The organism is Paenibacillus sp. J22FR5, assembly GCF_059691975.1.
In genome coordinates, this window is the sequence record NZ_JCAUAN010000002.1 from 155,554 (window position 1) to 174,613 (window position 19,060).

At 45.4% G+C, this 19,060-nt stretch carries 22 protein-coding genes; 21 read left to right on the forward strand and 1 reads right to left on the reverse strand.

The genetic code is table 11. From position 1 onward, the window contains the following. Positions 1-32 precede the first annotated feature (32 nt). The 17 genes from AC58P7_RS03920 (at position 33) to sigF (ending at position 14,306) form a co-directional block, all read left to right on the forward strand. Positions 33-587, forward strand: a complete 555-nt coding sequence (locus tag AC58P7_RS03920) for an NUDIX hydrolase (protein WP_497340100.1) — start codon at positions 33-35, stop codon at positions 585-587. After that, positions 588-1,769 carry an endonuclease Q family protein gene (locus tag AC58P7_RS03925; protein ID WP_497340101.1) on the forward strand — a complete coding sequence of 394 codons (1,182 nt, stop codon included), beginning with the start codon at positions 588-590 and terminating at the stop codon, positions 1,767-1,769. Between the two features lie 82 nt (positions 1,770-1,851). Further along, positions 1,852-2,475 carry a stage II sporulation protein M gene (spoIIM, locus tag AC58P7_RS03930; RefSeq protein WP_497340102.1) on the forward strand — a complete coding sequence of 208 codons (624 nt, stop codon included), beginning with the start codon at positions 1,852-1,854 and terminating at the stop codon, positions 2,473-2,475. Positions 2,476-2,580: 105 nt separating this feature from the next. Continuing rightward, positions 2,581-3,051, forward strand: coding sequence for a ferric iron uptake transcriptional regulator (gene fur / locus AC58P7_RS03935; RefSeq protein ID WP_497340103.1), 471 nt, complete (start codon positions 2,581-2,583; stop codon positions 3,049-3,051). A gap of 156 nt (positions 3,052-3,207) precedes the next feature. Further along, positions 3,208-4,365 carry an alanine dehydrogenase gene (gene ald, locus AC58P7_RS03940; protein ID WP_497340104.1) on the forward strand — a complete coding sequence of 386 codons (1,158 nt, stop codon included), beginning with the start codon at positions 3,208-3,210 and terminating at the stop codon, positions 4,363-4,365. Between the two features lie 57 nt (positions 4,366-4,422). Then, positions 4,423-4,659 carry a DUF4227 family protein gene (locus AC58P7_RS03945; protein WP_497340105.1) on the forward strand — a complete coding sequence of 79 codons (237 nt, stop codon included), beginning with the start codon at positions 4,423-4,425 and terminating at the stop codon, positions 4,657-4,659. An 86-nt stretch (positions 4,660-4,745) separates the two neighbouring features. After that, positions 4,746-5,642: a site-specific tyrosine recombinase XerD gene (xerD, locus tag AC58P7_RS03950; protein ID WP_497340106.1), complete on the forward strand. Its 897-nt coding sequence runs from the start codon at positions 4,746-4,748 to the stop codon at positions 5,640-5,642. A gap of 113 nt (positions 5,643-5,755) precedes the next feature. After that, entirely contained in the window at positions 5,756-6,931 is a 1,176-nt protein-coding gene (gene deoB / locus AC58P7_RS03955) for a phosphopentomutase (protein WP_497340107.1), read from the forward strand. Positions 6,932-6,961: 30 nt separating this feature from the next. Beyond that, a complete protein-coding gene (locus AC58P7_RS03960) occupies positions 6,962-7,789 on the forward strand; it encodes a purine-nucleoside phosphorylase (protein ID WP_497340108.1) in 828 nt (275 codons plus the stop codon). Positions 7,790-7,807: 18 nt separating this feature from the next. Then, positions 7,808-8,662, forward strand: coding sequence for a purine-nucleoside phosphorylase (locus AC58P7_RS03965; RefSeq protein ID WP_497340109.1), 855 nt, complete (start codon positions 7,808-7,810; stop codon positions 8,660-8,662). A gap of 221 nt (positions 8,663-8,883) precedes the next feature. Then, positions 8,884-9,246 carry a flagellar protein gene (locus tag AC58P7_RS03970; protein ID WP_497340110.1) on the forward strand — a complete coding sequence of 121 codons (363 nt, stop codon included), beginning with the start codon at positions 8,884-8,886 and terminating at the stop codon, positions 9,244-9,246. A 147-nt stretch (positions 9,247-9,393) separates the two neighbouring features. Beyond that, on the forward strand, positions 9,394-9,777 hold the full coding sequence (locus AC58P7_RS03975) for a cupredoxin domain-containing protein (RefSeq protein ID WP_497340111.1): 384 nt from the start codon (positions 9,394-9,396) through the stop codon (positions 9,775-9,777). Between the two features lie 92 nt (positions 9,778-9,869). Continuing rightward, positions 9,870-11,171 (forward strand): pyrimidine-nucleoside phosphorylase, encoded by a 1,302-nt coding sequence (locus AC58P7_RS03980; protein ID WP_497340112.1) that lies wholly within the window; start codon positions 9,870-9,872, stop codon positions 11,169-11,171. A gap of 174 nt (positions 11,172-11,345) precedes the next feature. Beyond that, positions 11,346-12,521: a D-alanyl-D-alanine carboxypeptidase family protein gene (locus tag AC58P7_RS03985; RefSeq protein WP_497340113.1), complete on the forward strand. Its 1,176-nt coding sequence runs from the start codon at positions 11,346-11,348 to the stop codon at positions 12,519-12,521. Positions 12,522-12,742: 221 nt separating this feature from the next. After that, positions 12,743-13,096, forward strand: coding sequence for an anti-sigma F factor antagonist (gene spoIIAA / locus AC58P7_RS03990; RefSeq protein ID WP_497340885.1), 354 nt, complete (start codon positions 12,743-12,745; stop codon positions 13,094-13,096). Beyond that, positions 13,093-13,539 (forward strand): anti-sigma F factor, encoded by a 447-nt coding sequence (gene spoIIAB / locus AC58P7_RS03995; RefSeq protein ID WP_497340114.1) that lies wholly within the window; start codon positions 13,093-13,095, stop codon positions 13,537-13,539. The genes spoIIAA and spoIIAB overlap by 4 nt, the downstream gene beginning before the upstream one ends. 11 nt (positions 13,540-13,550) lie before the next feature. Next, positions 13,551-14,306 (forward strand): RNA polymerase sporulation sigma factor SigF, encoded by a 756-nt coding sequence (gene sigF / locus AC58P7_RS04000; protein ID WP_497340115.1) that lies wholly within the window; start codon positions 13,551-13,553, stop codon positions 14,304-14,306. A gap of 148 nt (positions 14,307-14,454) precedes the next feature. On the opposite strand, the gene AC58P7_RS04005 is transcribed toward sigF, so the two are convergent. Further along, positions 14,455-14,664: a DUF378 domain-containing protein gene (locus AC58P7_RS04005; protein WP_497340116.1), complete on the reverse strand. Its 210-nt coding sequence runs from the start codon at positions 14,662-14,664 to the stop codon at positions 14,455-14,457. A gap of 193 nt (positions 14,665-14,857) precedes the next feature. Between AC58P7_RS04005 and AC58P7_RS04010 the strand changes: the two genes are divergently transcribed. The 4 genes from AC58P7_RS04010 (at position 14,858) to lysA (ending at position 19,055) form a co-directional block, all read left to right on the forward strand. After that, complete coding sequence (locus AC58P7_RS04010) at positions 14,858-15,490, forward strand: stage V sporulation protein AA (protein ID WP_497340117.1); 633 nt, start codon at positions 14,858-14,860, stop codon at positions 15,488-15,490. Between the two features lie 5 nt (positions 15,491-15,495). Then, positions 15,496-15,909, forward strand: coding sequence for a stage V sporulation protein AB (locus AC58P7_RS04015; RefSeq protein ID WP_497340887.1), 414 nt, complete (start codon positions 15,496-15,498; stop codon positions 15,907-15,909). Between the two features lie 24 nt (positions 15,910-15,933). Beyond that, on the forward strand, positions 15,934-17,565 hold the full coding sequence (locus AC58P7_RS04020) for a spore germination protein (RefSeq protein WP_497340118.1): 1,632 nt from the start codon (positions 15,934-15,936) through the stop codon (positions 17,563-17,565). 158 nt (positions 17,566-17,723) lie between these two features. Continuing rightward, positions 17,724-19,055, forward strand: a complete 1,332-nt coding sequence (gene lysA / locus AC58P7_RS04025; RefSeq protein ID WP_497340119.1) for a diaminopimelate decarboxylase — start codon at positions 17,724-17,726, stop codon at positions 19,053-19,055. Positions 19,056-19,060 lie beyond the last annotated feature (5 nt).

Below are 19,060 nucleotides of genomic sequence, written 5' to 3' on the forward strand. Positions count from 1 at the left end.
GTTAGACCAACTTAACGAGGAGAGGTGCTTAGATGACAGACCATAAGAAATTTGAAGAAGTGACGATAAGCAGTGAAATGATATTCAAGGGGAAAATCATCTCTCTGCAAGTGGATCAGGTTACGTTACCGAATGGAGGAACAGCTTCACGCGAGATCGTCAAGCATCCTGGTGCTGTTGCGGTTATCCCGCTCTTAGGTGACAAGATGATCGTCGTTGAGCAGTACCGTAAGCCGCTGGAGAAGAGTCAGGTAGAAATCCCTGCGGGTAAGCTCGACAGCGGTGAGGAGCCTTTGAAAGCGGCTTTACGCGAGCTTGAAGAAGAGACTGGCTATCGGACGGATAACATCCGTTTGGTTAGTTCCTTTTATACATCACCGGGATTCGCTGATGAGATTATCCACATGTATATCGCGGAGGATCTGGTGAAGGGGACCGCGAATCCGGATGAGGACGAATTCCTAGATATAGAAACAATTACGTTGGAGCAAGCGCAGCAGTATATGCGTGAAGGGCGCATCAGTGATGCCAAGACGATCATGGCCGTTTATGCCTGGCAGCTATACCAATTAACAGGGAAAATTTAAATGCTGAAAGATTATTATGCTGATTTTCATATTCATATTGGTCGAACGGAGAAAGGCCAAGCGGTCAAAATCAGCGCCGCCAACAACCTCACATTCTTAAATATTGCGCATGAAGCTGCGAACCGCAAAGGGATGGAGATGATCTCCATCATCGATACCCATTCTCCCTCCGTCCAAGAGGAGATTATGATGTATTTGGATCAGGGAGACATGGAGGAACTAGAAGGCGGCGGAATTCGTTATGGGGATACATCCATCATTCTAGGCAGCGAAATTGAAGTGAGAGACCCTGGGATGGGGCCTGCCCACTTACTCGCTTATATGCCTACGCTACAGGTTATGCAGGAGTTTACATCATGGATGAGTAAACATATGAAGAATGTGGAGCTAAGCTCTCAGCGTATCTATGTGCCAGCACGTACGCTTCAGGAAGAGGTGCTGGGTAGGGGAGGGATCCTCATCCCTGCGCATATTTTCACACCGCACAAAAGCGTTTACGGCAGTGCTGCTAGCAGTATGAACGATTTGCTCGATGTGAACAAAATCCCTGCGGTTGAACTCGGTTTAAGTGCCGATTCAGAGATGGCTGGATACATATCGGAGCTGGATGACTTCACCTACGTGACGAATTCAGACGCACATTCTTTAGCGAAAATAGGGCGTGAATACAACCAAATGCGGCTTGCTGCTCCGACCTTCGAGGAGATGGTCAAAGCGCTTCAGCGCCATGAAGGACGTTGTGTCACAGCCAACTATGGCCTGAATTCACGATTAGGCAAGTACCATCGTACCTATTGCAGTGTTTGTGAGGCTGTTCTAGATGATGGGGATACCGCTGTAGAGCGCTGCGTGAATTGCGGCAGTCCCAAAATTGTTCGCGGTGTGATGGATCGAATCATGGCTATCGCGGATCGTGAGCAGTCCTATCAACCGGCTCATCGTCCTCCTTACCATTTTCAGATCCCATTAGAGTATATCCCTGGTTTAGGGCCGAAGAAGCTAGAGCAGCTACTTAGCCAGTTTGGAACGGAGATGAATGTGTTGCATCGTGCAACTTACGAAGAACTGGTCTCGGTCATTGGCGAAGAAATTGCAACCTACATTGTGAAGGCACGAGAAGGGACGCTGCAACTTGAGGTTGGAGGCGGAGGAAAGTACGGCAAAGTGAAAAATCATTCATAGTTTGCAAGTTTCGTTCATAAGCTTGTCTTTGTAGAGGTGGTATACAAAGAAGGGAGCGGCGAGTGTGAATAGGAACTTAACGATGAAACAATATATGAAGGATAATTTGCCGTTATTTATATTCGTCTCTGTGCTCTTTGTTATTGGCGTTGTTTTCGGAGCTGTCATGGTTAATGCCCTTTCCTTGGAACAACGGACGGAAATGACTCGTCATTTAGGCAGTTTTTTTCATGAAATTAACGATGGCGTGGAAATGAATAGTCAGCAATCGTTCACGCAAGCTTTTGGCATGCATATGAAGTGGATCTTATTGATATGGCTATTTGGTTTGTCGATTATTGGCTTGCCGCTGATCTTGGTGCTGGATTTTCTAAAAGGAGTACTGATTGGCTTTACAGTCGGTTACCTTGTCGGTCAGATGTCATGGAAAGGTATGCTATTTGCTCTTGTGGCTGTTGTTCCGCAAAATTTAATCGTGATTCCCGCGATCTTATTCTGCAGCGTGGCCGCGATGTCATTCTCGATTTATATGATCAAACACAGAATCATGAGTCGTGGTGGTAACATTTACCAACCTTTCATGAGATATACAACGATCACTTTAGCCATGGGCGGCTTTCTACTCGCGGCGGCGTTATTAGAAGGTTACTTCTCCCAATACATGATGAAATGGGTAACCCCAATGCTGGTGGGCGTTTATGGGTAACGAAATGAATGATGATTCTGTTTGACTTTGTAAGTTCGCTCCCCCTATAATGAAAAGAGTGGCTAAAAATGGGCTAGGATGCCCACCTTTCTGAGGGGGAGGCATATGGAAGCAAGGATCGAGAAAATTAAACAACAATTGCAATCCCAAGGGTACAAGCTTACGCCTCAACGAGAAGCGACAGTTCGCGTCTTATTGGAGAATGAACAAGATCATCTCAGTGCAGAAGATGTGTTTATGCTTGTAAAAGATAAAGCGCCAGAGATCGGACTAGCTACTGTTTACCGAACTTTAGAGCTTCTGAGCGAGCTGCATGTCTTAGAGAAAATGAATTTTGGCGACGGTGTTGCCCGTTACGATTTGCGTGACGACAATTCACGTCATCATCACCATCACTTAATCTGCGTGCAATGCGGAGCCGTAGATGAAATCATGGAAGATTGGCTCGGACCTTTCGAAGAACGGTTAGAGACTGAATTTCATTTCCAAGTACTCGATCATCGACTTGATTTTCAAGGTATATGTTATCGCTGTACCGAACGAGGGAAACCGGACTCATTGGACAAATCCCACTAACAGTATCCGTAAGGACGCTGTGTATATGATGAAAATGCCTGTATGCACACGAAGTGTATACAGGCATTTTTCTGTTTTTCACATATGATAGCAAGTAGGAAGATGATTAATTTCCTTCACATAATTGGCAAGGGAGTCTGGGTACATTATAGACGAATGGACCAAAGGAAGAAGGTGGCGAATGTGTCGAAACCATGCCTAGTCGTTGGTGTTCCTAAAGAAATTAAAAACAATGAAAATCGGGTCGCTTTAACCCCAGGTGGTGCAGGGATGCTGCAAATGTCTGGCCATCGCGTGCTTGTAGAAGCGGGAGCGGGCATTGGCAGTGGTTTTTCCGATGAGGATTATAAGCAAGAAGGTGCCACAATAATCCCGCGTGCAGAGGATGTATGGGCACAGAGCGATATGATTATGAAGGTGAAAGAGCCTTTGCCAGCAGAGTATGGCTATTTCAAAGAAGGGCAGATTCTGTTTACTTATTTACATTTAGCTGCAGCAGGTGATTTGGCTAATCATTTGTTAGAGAAAAAAGTGACAGGCATTGCATATGAGACGATCCAGCTGCCGAATGGTTCATTGCCATTATTGACTCCAATGAGTGAAGTAGCTGGGCGAATGTCTGTGCAAATTGGTGCGCATTATTTGGAGAAATTTTATGGTGGGCGCGGCATTCTGCTAGGCGGGGTTCCCGGTGTGCCACCGGCGGATGTTATCATTCTTGGCGGCGGTATTGTAGGCACGAATGCGGCTAAAATGGCACTTGGTCTTGGTGCAAATGTCGTGATCATCGAGCGGAGTGCGGATCGGATGCGCGCGTTGGATGACATTTTCGGAGGACATCTTCGTACCTTGATGTCCAACCCGTATAATATTGCGAGCGCAGTCCAGAAGGCAGACTTGCTCATTGGCGCGGTGCTCATACCAGGGGCGAGAGCTCCTCGGTTAGTGACGGCTGCGATGGTCCAAAGTATGAAGCCAGGAGCCGTTATTGTTGACGTCGCGGTCGATCAAGGTGGATCCATCGAAACGATCGATCGCGTAACGACGCATAGTGATCCAACCTATGAGAAATTTGGTGTGCTGCATTATGCAGTTGCCAATATGCCAGGAGCCGTACCTCGAACCTCAACGCTTGCCTTAACAAATGTTACTTTACCGTATGCACTGGAGCTTGCCAATAAAGGCTTTACACAGGCCTTAGCAGAGAACTACACGCTGCAACTTGGTGTGAATACGTACAAAGGCAATGTCACCCACCCAGCTGTCGCTGAAGCCCTTGGGATGCCTTATACCAAATTGAGTAACCTGTCATAATCGTGGGCCGAGCCTCATATTCTGTTCCTAAGAACGGGATAGAAATGAGGACGGGCTATGATTTTTTCGTATCGAAAATTAATTGTTCGCTTGCAATATATTTTAATTTTTGTGGCTCTGACTGTTATTTTATATCAAGTCATGATGGCTGTATCCGGTTGGATTCAACCTGTGAACAAGTACAAAGCGCCGACGGGTAAATCCGTCAAGGTTTTTGGACAAGGAGAGCATGTCTCCTTTGATTCGAATTCAATGAGCGAGCGTTTGCGATTGTTTTACTGGTATGGCGAATAAAGCGAAAAATAGAGGAGAATCTGCCCCCATCGTGGAATGCTATATGTCGGAAGTAATAGCAGGTAAACGAGGGAGAGACTGACATAATGACGAGTGAGCTACAATCCTTCATCCGATATCTGACGACTGAACGAGGACTTTCACGGAATACACTCGAATCCTACGAAAGGGATCTCCTTCAATTTGTTGCCTATCTCGAGTTGCAAGGCATTACCAGCTGGCGAGACTCAGGGAAAACGCATCTTGCAGGTTATCTATCTCAGTTAAAAGCGCTTGGACGAGCCTCAGCAACCCTTTCGCGAATTCGCGTTTCATTACGCTCCTTTTATCAATATATGGTGAAAGAACGACTCCTAGATTCGGATCCGTCTGTTTTCGTGGAAGTTCCTAAACTGGAGAAAAGAGTGCCTAAAGTACTGAGTATTCTTGAGGTTGAGAAGCTTCTTGAGGCACCTCAGTCTGAACAGGTGAATGGCGCGCGCGATAAGGCCATGCTTGAATTGCTCTATGCAACAGGCATCCGAGTGTCAGAGCTTGTGTCTTTAAATGTGACAGATGTCAATTTAGAGATGGGCTTCATTCGTTGTATCGGCAAAGCGGAGAAGGAAAGAATGATTCCCCTTAGTGGGATTGCGATAAGGATTATGGAGTCATATATTCAGAAGTATCGAATGAAACTGTTGAAAAGATCGATGGATGAAGATGCTCTTTTCATTAGTCATCTGGGTACTCGTATGACGAGGCAGGGCTTCTGGAAAATCATGAAACGATACGCGTCTGAGACAGAAATTACGAATGAGATTACCCCACATACGCTGAGGCACTCGTTCGCTGCTCATCTTATTGAAAACGGTGCCGATTTGCGATCAGTCCAAGAAATGCTAGGGCATTCCGATATTTCCTCAACGCAGCTATATGTGCAAGTTACGAAGGTTAAAATGAAAGATGTGTATAATCGAGCACACCCTAGGGCTCATTTGTGAGAAGACAGCGGCAATTCCTTCAGGAATTGCTGCTGTTTTGCATTCATGGGGTGAAAGTGGGATAATGAAGGGTGGATATCATTAACATTAGGGATTGATTTGGAGGGACATCGGTGCGCTTTGAACGAATTAGTTTAATCGTATTGGATAGCGTAGGCATCGGAGAATTACCGGATGCTGAACAGTTTGGCGACCTTGGTGCACATACACTGGGTCACATTGCAGAAAAGGTGAGCGGCTTCGCTTTGCCCCATTTGCAGCAAATGGGCTTAGGAAACATTGCGGACATTCAAGGAATTCCGCCTGTGACGTCACCGGAAGGTTACCATGGCAAAATGGCAGAAGTTTCTGTTGGAAAAGATACGATGACGGGGCATTGGGAGCTAATGGGACTTCGTATTTCTACCCCATTTAAAGTGTTCCCTGATGGTTTCCCCGAAGCGTTGATTTCTCAATTCGAGGAAGAGACAGGGCGTAAGGTCATCGGAAATAAACCGGCTTCAGGTACGGAGATATTAGATGAGCTAGGCGAAGAACAGATGAAGACAGGCGCATGGATTGTCTATACGTCTGCCGATAGCGTATTTCAATTGGCCGCACATGAAGACATCATCCCGTTAGATGAGCTTTACCGTGCTTGTGAAATTGCTAGAAGATTAACCATGCAGGATGAATTCGCGGTGGGACGTGTGATTGCAAGACCTTATCTGGGTACACCAGGTGCTTTCAAACGAACGCCGAATCGACATGACTATGCGGTCAAACCACCTGAGCCAACTGTGATGAATCAGCTGAGGGATGCAGGATGGGATGTCATTGCAATTGGCAAAATTAATGATATCTTTGACGGTGAAGGGGTTACGCAAGCAACTTCGACGAAAAGTAATTTGGACGGCATTCAGAAGACGATAGATGTGCTTGGAACATCGTTCAAAGGGCTTGCTTTTACAAATCTAGTTGATTTCGATTCCTTGTATGGACATCGACGTGACCCGGAAGGCTATGGGCGAGCACTGGAGGAATTTGATGCGTATGTGCCACAGCTGAAAGCGGGACTTGGACCGAAGGATCTGCTTATTTTAACGGCGGATCATGGGAATGACCCTGTACATGCAGGGACAGATCATACGCGCGAGTACGTACCTGTATTGCTGTATAGCCCAAGCTTCCAATCGCCAGTTTCCTTGGGAATACGGGGAACCTTTGCCGATTTGGGCGCAACAATCGCTGAGAACTTCGGTGTAGAACCAACCAAGAATGGTGAGAGCTTTCTGCACCTGTTGAAATAATTCATTTTATAATAGAGGAGGCATGGAACCATGTCAGGAACATTGATGATGCAAGAAATTCAAGAAGCAGCAGCTTTTATTAAGAAAGAAACAAATGTTACACCGCAAATAGGTCTTATTCTCGGTTCAGGGCTTGGGGTACTAGCGGATTTGATCGAACAGCCTATCGTAATTGACTATTCCCGTATCCCTCATTTTCCGGTATCTACCGTTGAAGGTCATGCTGGAGAGTTGGTAGTTGGATCCATTCAAGGCAAGCAAGTCCTGATGATGAAAGGGCGTTTCCATGCTTATGAAGGCTATGGGGCTGAAACTGTTTCTTTCCCCGTGCGTGTTATGAAAGAACTTGGCGTTGAAACCTTAATTGTAACCAATGCTGCAGGCGGAATTAACGAGTCCTTCCAGGTTGGCGATCTTATGGTCATCAGCGACCATTTGAATATGACGTTCCGTAATCCGTTAATTGGACCGAATGATTCTGCTCTAGGCGTTCGATTCCCAGATATGTCTGAAGCTTATAGTAAACGTCTGCGTAAATTGGCGCACGATGTAGCGGCTACGCAAGATTTTAAACTGCAAGAAGGTGTATACGTGGGTCTACTTGGGCCTAACTATGAAACGCCAGCTGAAATTCGTATGTTCCGCACGTTGGGTGGAGACTCGGTAGGGATGTCAACTGTTCCTGAGGTCATCGTCGCTCGTCATGCAGGCATTGAGGTGCTGGGCTTCTCTTGTATCTCCAATATGGCGTCGGGTATTCTTGATCAACCGTTATCGCATGCCGAAGTTATGGAAACGACAGAGAAGGTTAAACCTAAGTTTTTGAAACTTGTACTAGGAATTATCGAAGCGCTCTAAGCAGAAAAGGAGATCAACATGACATTGTCTTACATACAAAAAATCAATGAGGCTGCAAGCTTCATCCAATCCCGCTTGGGCGGGGTATCTCCTTCTATTGGACTTGTCTTAGGTTCAGGACTTGGCGATATGGCGAATCAGGTTGAACAGCCCATTGCGATCGATTATAGCGAGGTTCCTCACTTTCCCGTATCCACAGTTGAAGGTCATGAAGGCCGCTTTGTTGTAGGTACATTGGAAGGTAAACAAGTTATCGTCATGCAGGGTCGTTTTCACTACTATGAAGGCTACGATATGAAAAAAGTCGTTTTCCCTGTCTATGTGATGAAGGCAATTGGCGTTGAGGCGGTCGTGATGACGAACGCAGCGGGAGGGATGAATCGCTCCTTCCAGGCTGGCGATCTGATGTTGATTAGTGATCACCTCAATATGACGGGAGATAACCCGTTGATTGGGCCGAACCATGCAGAACTCGGTGTTCGTTTCCCGGATATGTCAGAAGCTTATAACCGTGACTATCGCACGCTTGCTCGTGAGTTAGCGTCTACGGTGGTTGGAGAGGACGGCGTTCCCCTCAAGCTGCAGGAAGGCGTGTACGCTGGTATCACAGGACCTACTTACTGCACACCAGCAGAGCTTACCATGCTTGCACGTATTGGTGGAGATGCTATTGGCATGTCTACGGTGGGTGAAGTTATTGCAGCGCGCCATGCGGGGCTTAAGGTGCTCGGCATTTCATGTATTACCGATATGGCCATTGGCGAAGAGCTGGAGCCATTGACCCATGAGCAAGTTGTGGCTGTAGCGAATCGGACTAAGCCTAAATTTATTGCTTTGGTCAAAGCATTTGTTCGCGAGGTTCAACTGGGATAAATTAACTTGAATTTTAATGATGTTAAGTGTCTAAAGACCTATCCTTCATGAGGGACACATGGTAGAATGTAGTTAATTAGAACTATATTCGAAGGTAATCTTCTAAGAGAGATGACCTATTCCATACAAGGATGTGTTGGAGCATGTCAGTCCCTGGGCTCATGGTGGCTAATTGCCCGCGATGCGGGAAAGTATTCCAAAGAAATTTACGCAATCAATGCATGGAGTGTAGTACAAGCATAAATGATCAATTGAAGAATAGCCTTGATTTTCTTCGTAGAAACTATCGTTCATCGAACGAACAGGTTTGTGAAGCGACAGGTGTATCGAATCTCCAATTGCAAGTTTGGATGAAAGAAGGAAAGCTTCAACTATCCGATTATCCCAATTTGAACTATCCATGTGCGTTCTGTGCGGAGCCGATTCGTGAACATAAGTTATGTGTTTCTTGTAGCACTCGTTTAAGCCGTGATATTAGACAGCTTAATGAGAGCGGAGCAGGTCGTATCGCTATGCAGCTTGAAACGAAACAGCAAGGATCGTCACGAGGCTTCCAAATTGGAGATCGATGGAATCGGGTGTAATTTGCAGGTGAATGGGCAATAGTAAGATGGAGTTCAGTTCACAATTCTGTCACGAAATAGTCAAAGTTTTGCCACGTACTAGATATGGGATTATTCTCTGATGTTAGGTAGAATAGATGAAGTGAACACACGATGAGGGGGATATGCATGCAAAAGTGGATTTTCTTTGTACTATTTATACTTGCGGGCGCATTGGGGCTGGGAGTCCTCTTTCAAGATATTTCTGATCGCCAAGATGCACAAGCAGCAGCGGCTGCCGCGAGTAAGCTGCCACAGTTAAAAGTAACTGCATCTAACTGGCAGTTTGATTCAACGGATTACAAAGTGAAAAGTGGACAACCAACCAAAGTCTCCTTGTCATTAAAAGAAGGCGTCCATGCGATTGAAATCGTTGGGCTTGGTGTTAAACTTGATAAAGATAACCCTTCGAAAGAAGTAACCTTTGACAAGCCGGGTACATATGAAATTGATTGTGTTCTTCCTTGCGGCGAAGGACATGCTAAAATGAAAGCCAAGTTAGTAGTTGAATAATGATAGGGTAAGATAAAGAGGGGGCTTATAAAGCTCCCTTTTTTCCATTTTCCCATTTGTGATGTAAAATGCAATTTAAAGGAGGTATTCTCATGAGGATGGTTGATTTAATTCATAAGAAACGTGTCGGTGATGCGTTAACTGAACAAGAAATTACGTTTATTATCAATGAATATACCGCTGGAAATGTGCCTGATTATCAAATGTCTGCCTTCTTAATGGCAACGTTCCTAAACGGGATGACGGATGAAGAAACTTCGTTCCTTACATTAGCGATGGCAGGATCTGGTGAAATGATTGATTTATCCGAGATTGATGGTGTTAAAGTGGATAAACATTCAACAGGCGGCGTAGGCGATAAAGTAAGTTTGATCGTAGGACCTGTGGTGGCGTCTCTTGGTATTCCTGTCGCCAAAATGTCGGGAAGAGGCTTGGGGCATACAGGCGGCACCTTGGATAAGCTGGAGTCCATTCCAGGCTTTCAAATTGAATTATCGAAGGAAGCCTTTATTGAAGCCGTGAACACGAATAAAATAGCGATTGTGGGACAAAGCGGTAACTTGGCCCCTGCCGATAAGAAAATCTATGCCTTACGCGATGTAACAGCAACAGTGGATTCCATCCCCTTGATTGCTAGCTCTATCATGAGTAAGAAAATTGCCTCAGGTGCAGAAGCGATTGTATTAGACGTGAAAATCGGCTCAGGTGCATTCATGAAAACAGTTGAGGATGCTAGGGTTCTCGCTCGTACGATGGTGGATATCGGAACGCGATTGAATCGGAAAACAATTGCGATGATTACCGATATGGATCAGCCTCTTGGCCGCGAAATCGGGAATGCGAATGAAATTCGAGAATCGATTGACGTGCTGCGGGGGACAGGGGACAGTGATCTAACGGAAGTTGCCATTTCAGTCGCGGCGTATATGTCATTGCTGGGCAAGGTGTTTAACACCTTTGAGGAGGCACAGGAAGCTGTTCGTGACATCATAATGAGTGGGAAGGCTTTGGATACGTTGAAACGCTTTATAGCCAGCCAAGGCGGTGACGCGCGTGTTGTTGACCAACCAGAGTTGCTGCCAACAGCTGCCTATCATGTCGAGGTGAAAGCAACACAAGCAGGTTTCATTAATGAGATTCAAGCTGAAAACATCGGTATTGCAGCTATGGTGCTTGGAGCAGGACGAGCGAAGAAGGAAGATAGGATCGATTATGCGGTCGGACTGACGTTAAATAAGAAAATCGGTGATGCGATACAAGTGGGAGAATCCATTTGCACTATCCATGCGAATCGCGTAGATGTTTCTGGGGTAGAAGCGATGATTCTAGATGCGTACAAGATCACAGCGGAGCAGCCAGCACCGAAGCAATTAATCTATGACGTTATTGTATAGAGGATAAATGATTTGAGAGAGCACTTTCCCAAGGGGAGGTGTTCTTTTTCGTTTAAGCTTATTTTCACCCGGATGGAATAATTTACAGGGAATTCGTCAACACTGATTAGCAGTCATTCATGCTGCAAAATGCCAAACTTTCACTTTATACATCTCAGGAGGGGTACAATTGCTATGCGAAAAAAAGGGCTAATCAGTTTTATTTGTTTACAACTTAGTGTGAAGCTGTTCCTGCCAGCGATTTATGCGGCGGAAACCAAGTTACAACCTGTGGATCTAACACCGAATGCGCAATCTGCAGTTCTAATGGATGCCGATACAGGCACATTGATTGCGGAGAAGAATAAGGATGCGAAGCTTCCGCCAGCGAGTATTACGAAAATCATGACGATGCTGCTCATCATGGAAGCGATCGACAAGGGCACGATCAAAATGGATGAAAAAGTCAGCGTCAGTGAGTATGCTGCCTCAATGGGAGGATCGCAAATTTTCCTTGAGCCTGGTGAGCAAATGACGGTCCAAGAAATGCTGAAGGGAATCGCGATGGCTTCTGGTAATGATGCCTCTGTGGCTATGGCCGAGAAAATTGCAGGCTCGGAAGAAAATTTTGTTGCTATGATGAATGAACGCGCAGGGCAGCTAGGGATGAAAAACACTCATTTCTCCAACTGTAATGGTCTGCCTGTAGCCAATCACTATACAACAGCAAATGATATCGCTATTATGTCACGAGAGCTGCTGAAGCACGAAGGTATAACGAATTTTACAGGTGCCTACCAGGATTATTTACGCAAAGACTCACCTAAGCCATTTTGGTTGGTGAATACGAATAAGCTGGTTCGTTTCTATAGCGGAGCAGATGGATTGAAAACCGGCTATACAAGTGATGCTAAGTTCTGTTTATCGGCAACTGCCAAACGGGACAATTTACGTGTCGTGGCCGTCGTTCTAGGGGAACCGAATACCAAAACGCGTAACGCTGAAGTGACGAAGCTGTTTGATTACGCTTTTGCTCAATACACGAATTATCCATTGTTCAAAACAGGGGATAGCTTGGGTAATTTTACGATAAATAAAGGCCAAGTATCGACAGTGCCATTAGTTGCGAAGCAAAATTATAGTATTTTAATGAAAAAAGGGACAGACACAGCAAATATCCGACATGAACTGCAACTCGATCCCAACTTAAGAGCTCCTGTTAGCTTAGGTCAGCCGATAGGAAAAATCATGGTCTATAATGGGGATAATGTCCTAGCAGAGTACCCTTTAGAGTCTCCTCTAGCCGTTGATAAAGCCTCCTGGTGGAAGCTATTTAAGCGGACAACGTCCAATTTGTTTCACACGGACTAATGGCGAGAATTTGCGAATAAACACGGATTTCAAAATATTGGGAGTTATATGTTTCACTCGATAAATTAGATATATTTCTAGACAATCGCACCGTCGTAAAAGAACGGTGGAGCCGATTATTTTGCCTACTTTTAGCGGTTTTCTTCTAGTTTTGTCGGGTGGCAGGAAATACCAGATGAGTTGTAGAAACTAGTGTTCATGACCTGAAGGGAGTGAACATATTGGGCCTGCAAATTGAGTTTGAGCAAGGCAGAAGAGCGCTGATTGTTAGATTGAAAGGCGAACTGGACCATCATGCAGCGGATAGTGTGAAGGCGAGGATGGAGGAAGCGATTGCGAAGGAGCAGACGCAACACTTGATTCTTAGTTTGAAGGACCTCTCCTTCATGGATAGCTCGGGGCTTGGCGTCATTCTCGGTCGTTATAAGCAAATTACGAGTAAAGGCGGCAAGATGGTCGTCTGTGACGTGTCACCGGCTGTTTATCGTTTGTTCGAGCTTTCGGGTATGTTCAAGATCGTATCGATTCAGGATAACGAACGTAATGCAATGTCCAGTCTGGAGGTTGCTTTATGAGTGAACGTAACTTTATGTCGCTGCAATTTGCCAGTCGTTCGGAGAATGAAGCTTTTGCTCGTGTAGCTGTGGCTGCATTTGTTTCACAATTGGATCCAACCTTAGATGAGTTGACGGATATCAAGACAGTTGTTTCAGAAGCCGTTACCAATTCGATTATACATGGCTATAACAATAAAACGGATGGTGTCATTACCATTTCAGCTGAAATTGATGATGACACGATTCGTTTAACGATTGAGGATAAGGGCGAAGGAATTGCTGATTTAGAGCAAGCAAAGGAGCCGCTGTATACGTCTAAACCCGAGCTAGAGCGCTCAGGTATGGGCTTTACAATTATGGAAAATTTCATGGACGAAGTGGAAGTTGTGACGGCCGTCGGAATCGGAACCAAAATAAACATGTTGAAGCGAATTGAATCTAAAAAAGCTTTATACAATTAGGGGTAGGATCTATGGATGTCGATCTGAAGCATGCTTCTCATAGTTATTTAGACGATTCGGAAGTCAAACGGTTAATCGCCCTCAGCCAATCCGGAGATGGACTCGCCAGAGAAACACTTGTCAGCTGCAATATCCGTTTGGTCTGGTCAGTGGTTCAGCGCTTTTTGAACCGAGGATACGAAGCCGAAGACTTGTTCCAGATCGGATGCATCGGACTGCTTAAGTCCGTTGACAAATTCGATCTCTCGTATGATGTGAAGTTCTCAACCTATGCGGTGCCGATGATTATCGGAGAAATCCAACGGTTCCTGCGGGATGATGGGACATTGAAAGTGAGCCGCTCTTTGAAGGAGCTGGCGAACAAAATTCGCAAGACGAAGGACGAACTGTCGAAGCGTTTGGGCAGGCTCCCTACGATTAAAGAGGTTGCCGAGGAGCTATTGATTACACCGGAGGAGGTTGTCTTCGCGCAAGAAGCGAATAAACCACTTTCGTCGATTCATGAGACGGTGTTCGAGAACGATGGAGATCCGATTACACTAATGGACCAAATTTCGGATGAATCCGGTGAGAAATGGTTCGAGAAGCTGGCCTTGAATGAGGCCATAGGGACGCTCTCCGAGCGTGAACGACTCATTGTGTATCTTCGATACTTCCGTGATCAGACACAGTCTGAGGTCGCGAGCAGACTTGGCATATCCCAAGTCCAGGTGTCACGGTTGGAGAAGAAAATACTGCAATCTATTAAAGATCAGATTGCCCAATAACAGCTTAACGTGAACAAGCCGTGCTCCCTAAAGGAGGACGGTTTGTTTGCATGTATACACATGGAGCCGCGAATTTCCCGAAAGGGGCTTATGGATTAAATGCGGCTTGACTCATCATACACATGATCGTGCCATTCCTTACCGAACGTTACCTAGTCGAGTATCGGTCGACGGAATAAAATCTCACGCAGTAGATCCCGCATAAGCCTACAACGGAATAGACGATACGACTTAAACCTGAAGATTCACGGTGAGAATCTCCCCCGAGCAAAGCAGAAACTAAATCCCATTCGAAAAGCCCAACTAGAAGCCAATTCAGCGCACCGATGATCACCAGTGTTAACGCGAATTTTGCCATGTTATCACCTTCTTTATATGGAATAAGTGATTCGTATTCCTTATTTAACATGCCTTGTCAAAACAGACTTTATGCATGGAGAATTTACCAATGCTCGTATTGTTTATGGCAAGGAAAGATTTTGCATACTATTCCTATACATGGATGATTACATGCAAAATTGACATCGCCCAAGCTCTGAGAGGAGTGAACCATGGTCCAGGTACTTAGCAAGTATTTGTACATTCGACTTCGCCGCAAAGCTCGTGTGCGTAAAGGGCACATCGTGAGACTGCATCATATTGCACAACTATTTGTAGAACCCGAATATGAACAAGCCCTGAACGAATTGGTTATTCACCAGCCCCAACAAGAGGATGGTAATCGTGTGCTCATTGATATGTTATTGATCATTCGTAAAGTGAAGAAATTGTTTCCAGAGCTGCAGGTTGAACATTTCGGAGAACCGCATGTGCTTCTGGAAATATACACCGATAATAAGAAAGTAAATCCATTACTTATCGGCATTGTTTGGTTGCTTTTATTCATCGGCTCAGGGCTAGCTATAATGAATTTCCATGCTGACGTCTCCATGCTGGCTGTACATCAGAGAATTTATGAATTAATGACGGGGAAAAAGGTGGATCATCCGCTCATTTTGCAAATTCCTTATTCCATTGGGATCGGAGCTGGGATGGTGCTTTTCTTTAATCACTTGTTCAAAAAGAAATTCAATGAAGAGCCGAGTCCACTTGAAGTTGAGATGTTTATGTATCAAGAAAATATTAATCATTACGTGATTACCGAAGAATATTCGAAAATCCATGAAGAAGGCGACGCGAAGTGATTACGCTGCTTGGAGAGGGACTCCTAGCTGCATTTATTGGATTAGCTGGAGGGATTGCGGTTGGCAGCGGCATGGTAGCCTTTTTGGTTGTTCTGGATATCATTCCTAGATTAGCGCAAATCACACGATCATTTTCCAAAATTCATGCCTATGAAGCGGCCGTAGTACTGGGTTCGCTTATGTTTACTTGGGTAGATTTCAGTGATCTGCATATGCATTTATTTCCAATGGGAGCAGCGCTTATTGGCTTGTTTGCTGGCTGTTTTGTAGGCTTGCTTGCCGCGGCACTGACTGAAATTGTAAATGTGCTGCCGATATTGGCTAAACGGGTGGGGATGGATTCCTATCGGATTGGATTATTAATGGCCATGATATTCGGGAAGGTTTTTGGCTCTTTGTTTGAATGGTTATTTTATTAGCGGGTGGATGAAGGAGGCGCACCAGTGAAATTTATTGTTAGAAAGGGTCAACACAGCGAAGAGGGGAAGGCACAAGAATCGCAGGAAGATGAGAAGCAAGGCAATCAAGATGAAAAGCTAGCTGTCGATGAGGAAGGTAATCTATCGGCATACAATCCGATTACAAATATGACGCCGCAGGAGAAGGCACTGAAGATTCAAGAAGATATTCCGAAAAGTCTTCGAGAAGTACAGAGAGTACTGGAAGAACGGGTCGGCCTGCATCGAAGCTTTGATCTGGTTCTTAGAGAAATGGTATTCGGCTCTAAACGCGTAGCCATCTTTTACTGCAACGGGTTTGCGAAAGACACTGTGTTGACAGATATTATCACTCGGCTTTCATATGCAGATAAAGAAGATGTGGCGCATCACACCTTGGAAGCGTTCATTGATAAACTCATCCCTCACATCCAAGTGAAACACTATAAGAAAATGTCTGAAATCGTGGGACAAGTATTAATGGGCGGGACGGCCTTCTTTATCGAAGGAGAAACAACGGCCATCTCCGTTGATGCGAAGAGTTTCCCTATCCGATCTATTGCTGAACCAGATTTGGAACGTGTCGTTAGAGGTTCGCGCGATGGTTTTGTAGAAACGCTTTTAATGAATGTTACTCTCGTCAGACGCCGAATTCGTGATGAACGGCTCAAACTTGAAATCATGCAAATTGGGAAGCGAACGAAGACGGATGTCTGTATTGCCTATATCAACGATATTGCGGATGCCGCTCTCGTCCAAGAAATCAAAGACCGCACGAAAAAAGTAGAAATTGATGGTTTGCCGCTTGGTGAGAAACAATTGGAGGAAATGATCGTAAATAAGGGCTGGAATCCGTATCCCATGGTCCGATACTCGGAGCGGCCGGATGTTGTCTCCGCTCATTTATTGGAAGGGCACGTTTGCGTTTTTGTAGATACCTCTCCGAGTGTCATGATCTTGCCCACGACCTTTTTCCATCATGTGCAGCACGCGGAGGAATATCGAAATACACCGTTTATTGGTACCTATTTAAGGTGGGTGCGCTTTGCTGGCATTATCATGTCGATCTTCTTGCTGCCACTCTGGTATCTGATGGTGATGGAGCCTTCGCTAAAGCCGGCAGGATTAGAATTTCTAGGACCACAGAAAGAAGGCACATTACCGCTCCTCCTCCAGTTCCTGATTGCAGATATTGGGATTGATCTGATGCGAATGGCAGCGGTGCATACCCCAACACCACTTGCAACTGCAATGGGCTTGGTGGCTGCCATTATGGTTGGAGACATTGCCGTAAAAACAGGGCTCTTCATCAATGAAGTTATTCTCTACCTAGCCCTTGCTTCGATTGGGATGTTCGCTACGCCGAGCTATGAACTAGGTTTGGCGAATCGAATTGTTAGACTAGCCTTACTAATCACAGTATCCATTTTTGGCGTACCTGGATTTGTGATAGGCTCAACATTATGGCTGATTCTTCTAACTGCGAAGAAATCATATGATGCTCCTTATATGTGGCCGTTCATCCCTTTTAATGCCAAGAGCTTCTTCTCTATCCTTCTTCGCCGACCTTTGTTAGCTAGCAAAACAAGGCTTAGTATTACGAAGCCGATTGATGGTACACGTCAACCTAAATCATAGTGTGAAAATGGGCTGGATTCTTCCTGCCCTTTTTTGTTTGTTCTAGGCGCATGTATTGTCAAATACGCGTGCACTATGGTACTTTTATTAGTATGTGTGCGACCTCTTTAGCGGAATTTGGCAAAGGGAAGGTTGGAGTAGAGAGGGGAAATATAGCTATGTACTTACATGGTACCAGTAGAATAAATGACCAAGGCCACCTCGAAATTGGCGGTGTTGATACAACAAAGTTAGTTGCCGAATATGGCACACCTCTCTATGTGTTTGATGAGGCGCTTGTACGTCAGCGTTGTCGTGAGTTCGTTGAAGCTTTCGAAGCCTCAGGTCTGAAGTTTCAAGTGGCGTATGCAAGCAAAGCATTTTGCGTGATGGCGATGTGCCGAATTGTAGAAGAAGAAGGCATGTCTCTAGATGTTGTCTCCGATGGCGAGCTGTATACAGCGCTTCAAGCGGGCTTTCCGGCTGAACGTATTCACTTCCACGGCAATAACAAAACGATTTCTGAAATAGAAATGGCGATTGACGCCAAAATTGGCTGCTTCGTTGTGGATAACTTTATCGAGTTGCAGATGTTAAATGCGATTGCAGCAGAGAAACGTCAAAAAGTGAAAATTTTATTGCGGATTACGCCAGGTGTTGAGGCGCATACGCATGAATATATTTCAACAGGACAAACGGATTCGAAATTCGGCTTCGATTTGGGGAATGGTTCGGCATTCCGTGCCATTCAAGAGTCTTCACAGCTTTCGAATGTAGAACTGTTAGGTATTCATTCTCATATTGGCTCACAAATTTTCGAAGTCGAAGGCTTCCGCATAGCGGCTGAGAAAATGGCTGAATTCGCAATTCAAGTAAGGACAGAATTGGATGTCACGTTCAAGGTAATCAACCTTGGCGGCGGTTTCGGGATTCGATATGTAAGTGAAGATACACCGCTTCCAGTCACTGTTTACGTGAAAGCTATCACGGATGCGATCAAAACGAATTTTGGAAGTAATGGCTATCCGCTTCCAGAGATCTGGGTTGAACCCGGTCGCAGCATCGTCGGCGATGCTGGGACTACGCTTTACACTGTAGGGACAACCAAAGATATTCCAGGCGTGCGTAAGTATGTCGCGGTAGATGGCGGAATGACGGACAATCCGCGTCCTGCGTTGTACGAAGCCGTATATGAAGCGGGGCTTGCTAATCGAGCGACGGAACAACCGGCTGAGATTGTGTCTATTGCCGGGAAATGCTGTGAAAGCGGCGATATGCTGATCTGGGATGTGAACCTGCCGAAAGTAGCAGCAGGTGATATTCTGGCCGTTTCGAGTACAGGGGCTTACAATTACTCGATGGCGAGTAATTACAACCGTATTCGCAGACCTGGTGTTGTTTTCGTCCAAGATGGTCAAAGTGACCTTGTCGTAAATCGTGAAACCTTTGATCAAATCGTTGGCAATGACGTCATTCCAGCGAGAATGAAACAAGTTAGCAAGACGGTATAATGCCT